This is a genomic window from Streptomyces sp. NPDC002309 (assembly GCF_053593375.1).
The window spans coordinates 12,655-23,770 of sequence record NZ_JBSFCI010000044.1 but is presented as its reverse complement, the minus strand read 5'-3'; the positions used below and the strand labels follow the sequence as shown (position 1 = coordinate 23,770).

General features: G+C 69.0%; 10 protein-coding genes and 1 pseudogene. 6 read left to right on the top strand and 5 right to left on the bottom strand.

Annotated elements, in window-relative coordinates:
- Positions 1 to 263 precede the first annotated feature (263 nt).
- Positions 264 to 1,328, top strand: coding sequence for a peptidoglycan-binding protein (locus ACWCPM_RS29110; protein ID WP_450979234.1), 1,065 nt, complete (start codon positions 264 to 266; stop codon positions 1,326 to 1,328).
- Positions 1,329 to 1,740: 412 nt separating this feature from the next.
- On the opposite strand, the gene ACWCPM_RS29105 is transcribed toward ACWCPM_RS29110, so the two are convergent.
- The 3 genes from ACWCPM_RS29105 to ACWCPM_RS29095 all read right to left on the bottom strand — a co-directional run bounded on the left by ACWCPM_RS29105 (position 1,741) and on the right by ACWCPM_RS29095 (position 2,643).
- Complete coding sequence (locus tag ACWCPM_RS29105; protein ID WP_450979233.1) at positions 1,741 to 1,974, bottom strand: hypothetical protein; 234 nt, start codon at positions 1,972 to 1,974, stop codon at positions 1,741 to 1,743.
- A gap of 147 nt (positions 1,975 to 2,121) precedes the next feature.
- Positions 2,122 to 2,382, bottom strand: a complete 261-nt coding sequence (locus ACWCPM_RS29100) for a hypothetical protein (protein ID WP_450979232.1) — start codon at positions 2,380 to 2,382, stop codon at positions 2,122 to 2,124.
- 63 nt (positions 2,383 to 2,445) lie between these two features.
- Positions 2,446 to 2,643 carry a hypothetical protein gene (locus tag ACWCPM_RS29095; RefSeq protein ID WP_450979231.1) on the bottom strand — a complete coding sequence of 66 codons (198 nt, stop codon included), beginning with the start codon at positions 2,641 to 2,643 and terminating at the stop codon, positions 2,446 to 2,448.
- A 306-nt stretch (positions 2,644 to 2,949) separates the two neighbouring features.
- Between ACWCPM_RS29095 and ACWCPM_RS29090 the strand changes: the two genes are divergently transcribed.
- Together ACWCPM_RS29090 and ACWCPM_RS29085 are read left to right on the top strand one after the other, a co-directional pair.
- Complete coding sequence (locus ACWCPM_RS29090; protein WP_450979230.1) at positions 2,950 to 3,726, top strand: GNAT family N-acetyltransferase; 777 nt, start codon at positions 2,950 to 2,952, stop codon at positions 3,724 to 3,726.
- A gap of 497 nt (positions 3,727 to 4,223) precedes the next feature.
- The gene (locus tag ACWCPM_RS29085) at positions 4,224 to 4,550 is read left to right on the top strand and encodes a Fic family protein (RefSeq protein ID WP_450979257.1); all 327 of its coding nucleotides are present in this window, start codon (positions 4,224 to 4,226) and stop codon (positions 4,548 to 4,550) included.
- A gap of 385 nt (positions 4,551 to 4,935) precedes the next feature.
- Here ACWCPM_RS29085 and ACWCPM_RS29080 read toward each other — a convergent pair whose 3' ends face one another.
- Entirely contained in the window at positions 4,936 to 5,880 is a 945-nt protein-coding gene (locus tag ACWCPM_RS29080) for an ISAs1 family transposase (protein WP_450979229.1), read from the bottom strand.
- Positions 5,881 to 5,921: 41 nt separating this feature from the next.
- Positions 5,922 to 6,080, bottom strand: a pseudogene (locus tag ACWCPM_RS29075) (hypothetical protein); the annotation flags it as partial.
- Between the two features lie 1,338 nt (positions 6,081 to 7,418).
- On the opposite strand from ACWCPM_RS29075, the gene ACWCPM_RS29070 reads away from it, so the two are divergent.
- The 3 genes from ACWCPM_RS29070 to ACWCPM_RS29060 all read left to right on the top strand — a co-directional run bounded on the left by ACWCPM_RS29070 (position 7,419) and on the right by ACWCPM_RS29060 (position 11,023).
- Positions 7,419 to 8,288 carry a HalD/BesD family halogenase gene (locus ACWCPM_RS29070; protein ID WP_450979228.1) on the top strand — a complete coding sequence of 290 codons (870 nt, stop codon included), beginning with the start codon at positions 7,419 to 7,421 and terminating at the stop codon, positions 8,286 to 8,288.
- Between the two features lie 69 nt (positions 8,289 to 8,357).
- Entirely contained in the window at positions 8,358 to 9,203 is an 846-nt protein-coding gene (locus ACWCPM_RS29065; RefSeq protein ID WP_450979227.1) for a class I SAM-dependent methyltransferase, read from the top strand.
- A 26-nt stretch (positions 9,204 to 9,229) separates the two neighbouring features.
- The gene (locus ACWCPM_RS29060; protein ID WP_450979226.1) at positions 9,230 to 11,023 is read left to right on the top strand and encodes a choline/carnitine O-acyltransferase; all 1,794 of its coding nucleotides are present in this window, start codon (positions 9,230 to 9,232) and stop codon (positions 11,021 to 11,023) included.
- The last annotated feature ends 93 nt before the right edge of the window (positions 11,024 to 11,116 follow it).

Sequence of the window (11,116 nt, the reverse complement as noted above, 5' to 3'; positions counted from 1 at the left end):
GTGACCTTCGGAAATACCCGGGCTATACCGACGCGGGGCACGCTCAGCACCGGTCGCTCCCCCGCCGGCGAGCTCACGACGAGGGCCGTACATGGCTGCCCCCACCTCGGCCCTCATCGTGACCGCCGTGCGGGCGACACACCGCGACCGAACGCGGCCGTCCCGCAGCGCCCAGCCACAGCGGAAGGGCACCTGCCGTCCGGTCGCCGGCCGCACACCCCGCCCCAGACACGCATGAACTCGGCACCGGAGATGGAGACACGTTGATATCCCTCGTCCGCACGCTCAGCCCAGGGCTGCTCGGCAGACTGCTCGTGGCTGTCGCCGCCCTCGTCGTCCTGCCCTGGCAGGCCGCGGCGCCGGCCGCCGCGGCGGCCCCGCCCATCGCCTTCCAACTGCCCTTCACCTGCGGGCAGCAGTGGCGACTCGACAGCTGGGCACACGCACCCGCGCTCGACATGGTCCGCGAGCCCAACCAGGCCGGCACCGAAGGGGCACCGTTGCTGGCTCCGGCCTCCGGCACGGTCCGGCAGTCCTTCTACCACTCCAACGCCGGCAACGTGATCCAGATCAACCACGGGCAGCGCTACTTCACCACGTACCTGCACCTGCAGAGCCGCGATGTCAGCGTCGGCCAGACGGTGCAGCGCGGCCAGCTGATCGGCCGGGTCGGCAGGACGGGGCCCACCTCGAACAACCACCCGCACCTGCACTTCGAGCTCGCCTACGACGCCGACAACAACGGATCCGCCACCTGGGGCAACTCCACCTCCGAACGGATCCGCCCCTGGTTCAACGGCGTCGAGTACGGCCAGGCCAACAACCGGACCTGGCGGAACGTCACCAGCAACAACTGCGGCGGCACACCGGCGCCCACCTGCAGCGGCGTCGACCTCGACTTCACCGCGTACCCCCTCATCCAGCAGGGATCCAACGGCAGTCTGGTCAAGGCGGCGCAATGCCGGCTGATCGCCGCCGGACACAATCCGGGAGAACCGGACGGCGACTTCGGGCCCAACACCGATACGGCGACGAAGGCCTTCCAGTCCGCCCGGGGCCTCACGGCCGACGGTGACATCGGCGCCAGGACCTGGACGGCCCTGCTGTCGTACGGCTCGACACCGGCGCTGCAGAACGGGTCGACCGGCGCGGACGTCAGCCGGCTGCAGCGCGCACTGACCGCGGCACTCGGCCGCACCGTGGGCATCGACGGCGACTTCGGCGCCAACACCGAACAAGCCGTGCGCGACTACCAGACCACCCGTGGCCTCGGCGTCGACGGCGACGTCGGCCCGCAGACCTGGACAGCCTTGCAGGCCGGACGATAGCCACCCTCGTGGGCGGGGAAGCACGGCAACCCCGCCCACGACCGGCGTCGGATCGGCCGCGAGGACATCCGGTGCTTCAGAGAATCGAGGCCGGCGTCGCAATGGTCCTGGAGGAGATCCTGCACGAGGCGATGCCGCAGAACCGAAGCCGAGGCGATCGTGCGGGCGCCGCGTCGCGCGGGGGACGGTGGTCGGGACCTGCCGCCTCACGCGAGACCAGCGCCAGAGTCAGCAGGAGCGAGATCGCGAGTCCGATGCCGGACCACTCCATGTGCCGGACATCCGCGAGGAAGACGTACGGGTCATCTCGCCAGGTCCACAGGGTCTGAGCCGCGAGAAGGGCCGGTACCGCCTCTGCGGCCACGAACCACACGCCGGGTCCGCACCGGGTCCGCACCGGGTCCGCACCGCATCAGTACCGCTCCGGCTTGGGCCGGCAGATCCAGATTTTCATCTCCGGCCCGGCGCTCCTGTGCGCGGCAAGGCTCCGATACTCATAGTTCTTGTGGTGTGGGGACACGTGGATCTTCCCATTGCTGATCTTGGTGATGATCGAGGCCTGGCCGGCTTTCCCGTCGCCCTTCCAGTCGTAGAAGATGACGTCACCGGCAAACGCGGTGCTCGTGTTCTGCTTGAAGTGGGGCACCGAGGTCAGGACTTTGATCGACCTCCGTACGAGTTGGGTGTTCGACCACCACAGCACGGTCAGCCTCCGGTCCTCGACCGATAGCCGCAGCGCAGTAGTAGGCCCCGGTGTCCCGGCCCAGACACCAGCCGCAAAGCAGCCGGGTGATCACGTGCTCACCGCCGTGGCGGCCTGCTCGTCGTGTTCGCGGAGCATGCGCATGACGGTGGCGGGCGAGGGGTGCTGGCCCTTCCTCGCGCCTGCCGTGATGACGAACCGCTTGGCGATGTCACGCAGGCTCATCTCCTGGTCGCGCAGGTGGAGGGCCATGGACAGCACGGACTCGTCGGTGACGTCCACGCCGCCGACGGTCTTGCCGCGCTTGCGGACTGACGTGGCCTTCGAGGGTGCGTTCGCGGATGTACTCACGCTCCATGCCCGACATGGCCGCGAGCACGGTGAACACGATCCCGGACGGATCGTGCGAGCCCTTCAGCCCCCCGGCCAGGACTCCAGGCCGACATCACTCGCCTTCAACTCTTGGGCGGGCACGGCGAGTTCGATGCCCCGGCCGAGCCGCTTGTGCTCGTGGACGACCAGGGTCACCGCGACGCCGGAGGAGCGGATCTCCCCGGCGAGCTTCACGGCCGCCTCCGGCTCGGGCCGCGTGGTGGCGCGGGTGGAGATCATCTCCGACGCGATCGCCGCAGGTGGACCACCGGGCGGCCGGGTGTTTCACGAGCGACCACCTATGAAACGCCGTACGAGTGGTCAGCGGTGGTCACTGTTGAGACCGTCGGGGGCCGCACCGACCGGACGGGCAGCGCGGTGAGGTTCGCGTTCGGTGGCGAGGTCGGACAGCAAGGCAGCGCAGCGTCCGGACTCGACCGTGGTGGCGATGTCCATCGCGGTGGCAGCGGTTCGGACGGCAGCTCCCCCTCCAGGTGGGGCTGAAATCCGCTTGGTGAGCCCTCTCGCCCGTGCTGAAATGCGCGGATGGATACCTCTGAAGTACTCGCACTCTTCGACCGTCAGATGCGACGGGATACCCTCGCCGACGCGCCCGGCGCCCGGGTCGAGCGGGTCGGCGAGGTGGTGCGGCAGGTCGGCGCCAAGGACGGCTGGAACGCGGTCGTCTGGTCCGGCCTGGACGAGGCCACGGCGCGGTCGGCGATCGCCGAGCAGGTGCAGTACTTCAGCGAGCTGGGCCGCGAGTTCGAGTGGAAGCACTACTCGCACGACCAGCCGGAGGATCTCGGCGAGCTGCTGCTGGCGGCCGGGTTCGCCGCTGAGCCCGACGAGACCCTGATGATCGCCCGGATCGCCGACCTGCCCGAGGGCGCCGGGCTGCCCGAGGGTGTCCGGCTGCACCCGGTGACCACCCCGGCCGACGTGGAACTCATGCTGTCCGCGCATCAGGGGGCGTTCGAGACGACCGCGGACTGGCTGCGACCGCGCCTGCTCGACATGCTGGCCGAGAGTCCGGGGGCGGTCAGCATGGTCGTCGCGATGGCCGATCACATGCCTGTCTGCGGGGCGCGGATGGAACTACACCCGGGCACCGAGTTCGCCAGCCTCTGGGGCGGCGGCACCGTACCCGCCTGGCGCGGCCGAGGGATCTACCGGGCGCTGGTTGCGCACCGCGCCAAGATCGCCGCCGAGCGCGGCTACCGCTATCTACAGGTGGACGCCTCCGACGAGAGCCGCCCGATCCTTCAGGGGCTCGGCTTCACCGCTCTGAGCACCACAACCCCGTACGTGTACAAGCCGTAGCCGGCACCCCCCTGCTGAACGCTTCTCGCTCGCGGGCTGGAGCACCTCAGCCGGGCCGGGGTGAGGAACCTCCCGGGCCCGGAGCGCGGCGAAGTCGGCGCGAGCCGCTCGACGACCTCGGGGACGCCTGGGCCGTGGAACGCCGCCCGCGCTCGCTGACGCCTTGGCTGCCTGGTGCCAGGTCAGGAACCAGATCGACTGGGCTTCCGCGGTCGGTGAGACGCCGGCCCCCGTCGAGGCGGCCGTGGACGGCCTCGGCATCTGGTGCGAGGTGGGGGCCATGACTCGAATCCGGCTCGAGGCGACCGATTGCTCGCGGCGTTGGCTCAGTCGCGCTCAGACGCTTCTCGTAAGCGCCCCCTCACCTGCGTGCTTCTCGCTGAATGGCAGCGGCTTGTCCTTGGCATGCCTGAGGTTCCGTTCCGACAAGGCGATGCTTTCGCCAAGGGTGGCCGGGAACGCTACGCGCGCACACTCAGCGGGACTTTGAGCACTGTCTGCGCGAGAGCGCTGACCGGAGAGTCCCCCTGGTCTCCCGTGCGGCCAGGGCCTACCTGGACGTGGCCTTCTTTCACCCCTTCCCGGATGGCAACGCCCGCCTTGCCATGCTCACCTCGCCTATGTCCTGGAGCTGGAGGGAGTTCGGCTGGATCAGGCCGGCCCCTTGCAGACCACGCGTTACGCGGACGACGCCGCCGGCGCGGCAGACCTGGCTGCCCTGGTCTCCGGCCTCATCCGCTCGACCCATCACCGGGCGACCAGAGCCCGTCACTGAGAGCGCAACCTCCCATCAGGTTCCCTTGATCGGTCTGGCCAGGAGTTGAGCACGTACATCCGTACGCGGCTGAGCACGTTGATGGCCCTGGCAAGATTTCCGTTCGCGCCGTGAGGCGCTGTTGGTTCGAGTGGAGGTGGAAGACCTGCACCAACCCGCTGTCGCAGCAGCCGGGTTGAAGCTGAGGGCAGCCTGATCCGGGTGATGCCGGGGAGGGCGAGAGCGGCCCTGACAAAGCCGGGACGTGTCCAGTACTGCCAGATGGGGCGGGTCCGGCGAGCGTGATGGAGAGGAGTACGCGAGGAACCGGCGTTTACGTCTCTTAAAGTGCCACCGGCTCGAACCTGGCGGATCTGGGCCGGAAGCGGTGCGTATGCGGGTCATCCTTTTGGCAGGGCCATTTCAAAGTCTGGTTGTTCGCGCGTCTGTGCTGGTCAGCGGAGGCCGAGGAGGGCCAGGGGACGGGTGAACGGCTCGTAGGACATCTCGCGGAGTCCGGCGGCGATGTTGTGGTGGCCGGCGGCACGGAGGCAGTTGATCGCGAAGCTGCGCAAGGTGGCCATGTTCTCCGGGCCGTGCACGGTGCGGATCTTGGAGGCGTCCTCGCGGAAGGCGGTGTCGCGGACGAAGTGGAGCCGGTTTTCGATGACCCACTGCGAACGAATGATCTTCGCGAGCCGCTGCGGGGAGGCTTCCTGGCTGGTCAGGTCAGTGATCACGTAAACCGTCTCGCGGCTGCGCCTGCCGGTCTTGAGGCAGGTGCGGTGACGTACGACCCGGGCGACTTGTGCGGCGTGCGGGAAGTCGAGGTCATCGACGGTCAGGACCTGCACCACACGGGTCTCCTTGCGGCCGTGCCCCTCGGTGCGGTCGTAGAACTTCGCGGTCACTTCCTTCCAGGGCAGTGTGTGCAGCCGCTCGTAGAGACCGGCCTGGTTCTTCTTCACGCACAGCGCGTAGTGCGCCTTCTTGTCCTCGACGAGGAAGCGGGCGTGGCCGCGCTGTGCGGGCAGGGCATCGGCGGTCACGGTCACCCCGGTCAGGTCGAACGGAGCCAACAGGTCGGCGAAACAGGTGATTTCATTCGTCTTGTCCGGCACCCGCAGCTGCGTGACGGTCAGCCCGTCACCGGTCATGGCGGCGAGCAGGTGTGCGGCCGGGGTATCGTCGCGGCGGGAGCCGCGGGCGCTTTTGCCGTCCACCGCGAGGGTGCCGGACCCGGCCGGGTCGGTGCCGAGCAGGTCGGCAAGCCCACCGGGACAGGCGCGGTTGATGATCCGGCGGATGGTCGCCGTGCTGGGCGCGACGCGGACGGCGAACACGCTGGTGGTGCGGGCGCCGAGCCGGGCGAGGGCCTCGTGCGGGCGTTCTTGGCCCACTGGCCGATCGCGGCGAACGAACGCGCACCGCTCAGCACGGCCGAGCACGCGATCAGCAGCACGCACACGAACGGGTGACGCTTCCCGCGGCGGTGCCGTGGATCGCCCAGCGTGGCCAGCCGCTGAGGCAAGCCCGGCAGTGCACGGTGCCGACGCAAGGGCGACTTGATCAGGCAGACGCCGGCAGACTGACGGCACATCGAAGCTCCGGTTCGGCAGGGCGACTTGAGAGGTCACCCGCTCCAACCGGAGCTTCGTTGTGTGAGAGACGGGTCGACCAGCAGTCGGCACTCCGCCGTGACCTGCGACTTCGCAGCATCACTCGGACTTTGAAACAGCCCTGAGGCGCAGGCCGCTCGGGACCGGTCCAAGGCGTCCCACGATGCCGGAGCGCTCAAAGCGCATAGTCGAGGCTCGTGAAGCCGCCACGCCCCTGGCCTGGGCCCGGCGGACCGCCGGGCCCAGGCCGCTGGCGCCCGCTCCTGGGAGGCACCGCACGCACCGGGCCACGCATCCGAACCGTCCACTCCTTCGGCCGTCGTCGGGGCACCGGAGCCCGTCACGGGGCCGCGTCGCTGAACGGTCAGCGCGGGCCCTTGTCTCGGTGGGCGTCCTCGGTGCTCGATGCGCCGGCCTTCCGCACGCCGGCGCTCCACCGTCTCCTCGTCAGGCCATCGGTCGGGCTGCACCCCGACGCTCCACTGACCGTCGGCGACCATCACGATGTTGCCCATGGTCCACGGCTGCCCTGCAACGCAGATCTTGCGCTCCAGCCCGGAAGGTGCTGATCAAGTTCCTGCGGCGGCTCGATCCGATGACCCTACTGAGAGGGCTCAGTGTCTACTCGCCTCACCCATCCCTGCTTCCCCTTCGTTCCTGTGCGGTCTGTCGACGCGCAACCCACGCACGACAAGCGCGATCGCCACTCCATTCCCCGACCTCCGGCCACCTGTCGGCGACCTCGAATTCGCCTACGGCAGACGTCACCCCCGGGGAAGCGACTACGCACTCCGGCTTGAGCCATGCCAACGTACGGGTATCGGGAAAACCGCCACCCGGTTCGGTGCCCGCCCCTCCCCGGCCGCCCCGCTGTGCCGCCCGCACCCCCGGAGACATAGGGGGGCGTCAACACACCGCCCTTGATGTGGTACTCGACCGAGTCGTCGCCTGCGCCAAGGCCAACGGCACCACGCCGCTGCCGGGCGGGGTCTCCTACGTCCTTGGCTTCCCCGAACGGCTCGATGCCGCGCTCGGCGAGCTGTCCGGCCGCCTCGGGCATGCCGGGTCGGCCCGTGCCGAACCCGCGAAGGCCTGCTGTGACGCAGAGTTGGGCAGTGTGACGCGTTACACACAGACAACACTGCGCCACTGTGGGAACTTCAAGTGCCCTACTTGCCAACCGAGTTACTGAAAAGCCAAGCGTGAGGTCCGGTCGACCGCACGGATCGCGTCGCTCGTCCCATGTGTGCGTAAGAGGCGGAACCGCGGGCCGGCGGGGGGAACCGGCGAGAGGGCGGCCCGCATGTGGAGAGGATCGAATGCGCTCTATCGAAACCCTGACGCTTGATCAGGTGGTCGACACGGCTCGCTATCCCCTGTCGGAACTCGCGAGCGCCCGGGGACAGGCCGTGGTTTCCCGTGCCCGGCGCGACCTGTTGGCTCTCGGCTGCACCGTGCTGCCGGACTTCATCCGCCCGTCGCTGCGCGATGTGCTGCGGCAGGAGTGCTCGGCCATCGCCCCCCGGGCGCACCACGACGTCGAGACGGTGAACGTCTACAACATCGCAGTGGACTCGGCGCTGCCGGAGGACCATCCGGGCCGGAAGACCTTCGAGCGGGGTAACGCATTCGTCGCGCGGGACCGCATCCCCGCGGACTCCCTCATCAGCCGGCTCTACTCCAACATGGTGTTCCGGCACTTCATCGCCCGCTGCTTCGAACTGCCAGAGCTGCACGAGCTGGCGGACCCGCTCTCCGGGCTGGTTCTCAACGTCATCGCGCCGGGAATGGAGCACCCCTGGCACTTCGACACCAACGAGTTCACCGTGAGCATGCTCACCCAGCAGGCGCAGGCCGATGGCGTCTTCGAGTACTGCCCGAACATTCGGACCGCGCAGGACGAGAATTTCGACGACGTCCGGGACGTGGTGGAGGGCCGGGGCGAGCGGTTGACCCGGCGCCTCCCCCTGCAACCGGGTGACCTGCAGTTGTTCAAAGGGCGCTACTCGCTGCACCGAGTGAGCCCTGTGCGCGGCGAGGTCGCGCGCCACTCCGTGATATTCGCCTACAGCGAGCGCCCCGGCGTCATCGGGAGCGTGGAACGGACCCGGCAGCTCTTCGGCCGGGTGCTGCCCGAGCACCTGGCGGCCGAGGGCCGGGCGGTCCGCGGCGACCGGCTCCTGGACTAGCGGGCGGCGAGCACGCGTAGTCACCGTAGGCCGTTTCCCCCTGCGCGATCCCACGGAGGAGCAAGTCCTGTGCGTTTCGACGTGACCGGAAAAGTTTCACTCGACCACATCTACGACCAGCCCGATCCGCGCACCTATTTCAGGGTGCTGCGCCCGCTCGACTACAGCGTTCCGCAGCAGGCCAAGTCCTACTTCACCAAGATCATCGCGGAGTATCGGGAGTCCCGGCACGTCGCGGTACCGACGGTGCTGGACATCGGCTGCTCGTACGGAATCAACGCCGCCCTGCTGAAGTACGACGCGACCATGGATGAGCTGTACGCGCGCTACGGCGACGAGCAGCGTGCGGGTGAGAGCCGCGAGGCTTTGCTGGCCCGTGACCGGGAGCTGGCTCGGTCACGCCAACCCCCGCAAGCGATCCGCTTCACCGGCCTCGACACCTCGGGCAGTGCGCTGTCCTACGCTCTTGAGGCCGGGTTCCTCGACGACGTGGTGCACGCCGACCTGGAGCAGCACGAGCCCACACCGCGACAGCGCGCCCAGCTCTCGGGTACGGACCTGGTGATCTCGACGGGCTGCGTCGGCTACGTCACCGAGCGGACGCTCACGCGAGTCGTCCGGGCGCAGGGCTTGCGCCGGCCCTGGATGGCGCACTTCGTGCTGCGGATGTTCCCCTTCGACTCCGTCGAGCGCGCGTTGGCGAGTCTGGGCTATCGGACCGTCCGCGTCGACGAGGTGTTCAGACAGCGGCGCTTCGCCTCCCCGCAGGAACAGGCGCTCGTGCTCGACAGCTTGTCGGCCGCAGGGGTGGATACACACGGCCTGGAGGCGGAAGGCTGGCTGTACGCACAGCTCTACCTTTCCCGGCCGTACGACAGTACAGGTACCGACGATCCGAATCGAGAGCAGAGTTGAAGACCAGTCAGGATGGGTCAGGCAACGTGACCTTCGCACAGGAGGACAGCCTCCCGCGCGTGCCGCTGCCTACGCTGGACGCGAGCTGCGAGAGGTTTCTCGCCTGGTGTGCGCCGCTGCTGACCGCCGAGGAGCGGTCGGTGACCGAGGCGGAGGTTGCCGCCTTTCTCCGGCCCGGTGGCCCTGGCCGGGTGCTGCATGCCGCGCTGGAGGAATACGACGCCACGGAGGGCGTGCACAGCTGGCTCGACACCTTCTGGCCGTACCGATACCTGGGCCGCCGGGACCGGATCGCACTCAACGCCAACTTCTTCTTCCTGTTCCAGGACTCCGACCAGACGCAGGTGGAGCGGGCGGCCGGGCTCGTGGCCGGGGCCCTCAACTACAAGCGGCAGCTTGATCAGGGGCTGATTCCACCGGTGGTGCAGCGCGGGGCACCTCAGTCGATGGTGCAGAACAAATTCCTGTTCTCCACCACGCGTGTACCCGGCGTGCGGCAGGACACCGTCCGCGCCCCCTACAGCGAGGAGTGGCCGGGCCCGTCCGAGGCCCGGCACGTCGTGGTGTTCTTCGGGGGCGGCATGTTCCGGCTGGACGTACTGGGTCCGGACGGTGTCCCGCACAGCCTGGATGACATCGAGGCGGGGCTGCGCGCCGTGATGAAGGCCGACCCGGCCGGCGCGGACCCCTCGGTGGGCCACCTCACCACCATGGCCCGCGCCGAGTGGGCGGCCGCCCGGGAGTCCCTTCTCGCCTGCCACCCCCGAAACGCCGACGCCCTTGACGATGTCGAGACCGCGCTGTTCTGCGTCGCTCTGGAGGACTTCGCTCCCGCGGACGTCCAGGACGCCTGCGACCAGCTGCTGTACGGCGACCGCGGCAACCGCTGGTTCGACAAGGCCGTGTCCTTCGTCGTCTTCGCCGACGGACGGGCGGGCATCAACGTCGAGCACTGCGAGTTGGACGGGACCACGATCCTCACCTTCACCGACGCCCTGCTCAACACCCCGGCCGAGGAGCAGTCCCGGCAGTCCGGAGCCCGCTCCCAGGGGCTGCCGGCGCTGGAGCCGATCGTGTTCGAACTGGACGACTCGCTGCGAGCCCAGGTGCGCTCCGCCGCCGACGCGTTCGCGGCGTACGGGGAGAACACCGCGACCAGCACGTTGTCGTTCGCGGACTTCGGAAGCAACGCGGCCAAGGCGTTGGGGGTCTCGCCGGACGCGTTTGTCCAGGCCGCTTACCAGCTCGCCCACCAGCGTGCCAAGGGGCACCTGGGCGCCACGTACGAGTCGATCGCCACCCGGCAGTACCGGCACGGGCGGACCGAGGCGATGCGCGTCGTCACCACCGAGCTGGTGGCTTTCGTGGCGGCGATGGAGGACCCGGCAGCGGACGCGGACGCCCGGCGCGCCGCGTTTCGGGCAGCCACCGAAGCCCATGTGGCGCGCGCGAAGGCGTGCCAGGCCGGGCAGGTACCGGAGCAGCACCTGTGGGAGCTGGAGCTGATCCAGCGCAGGCGCGGGGCCGAGCTCGGGGTGACCGAGCAGCCCGCGCTGTATCGGACGCCGGGCTGGTTGACCATGCGGAACGACTACCTGAGCACGAGTTCCGCGCCGTCCGTCAATATCCAGTACTTCGGCTTCGGGTCGACCAGCAGCCAGTGCATCGGTGTCGCCTATGTACTGCTTCCTGAGCGGTTCAACCTCTACCTGAGCACGCCGTTGGCGGTCGCCGCGCAGATGCGGACGTTCGCCGACCGGCTCCGGGAGGCGATGGACGAACTCCGGGAGCTGCTGGCGCCTGAGCGGCCCGAGGACTGAACGGACCCCGCCGCCGGACCGGAACTCCCGGTCGGGGACCACGGTCCGGCGGCCCGGACGGCTTCATGGGCTGAACTCCTGAGCTGAGCTGAT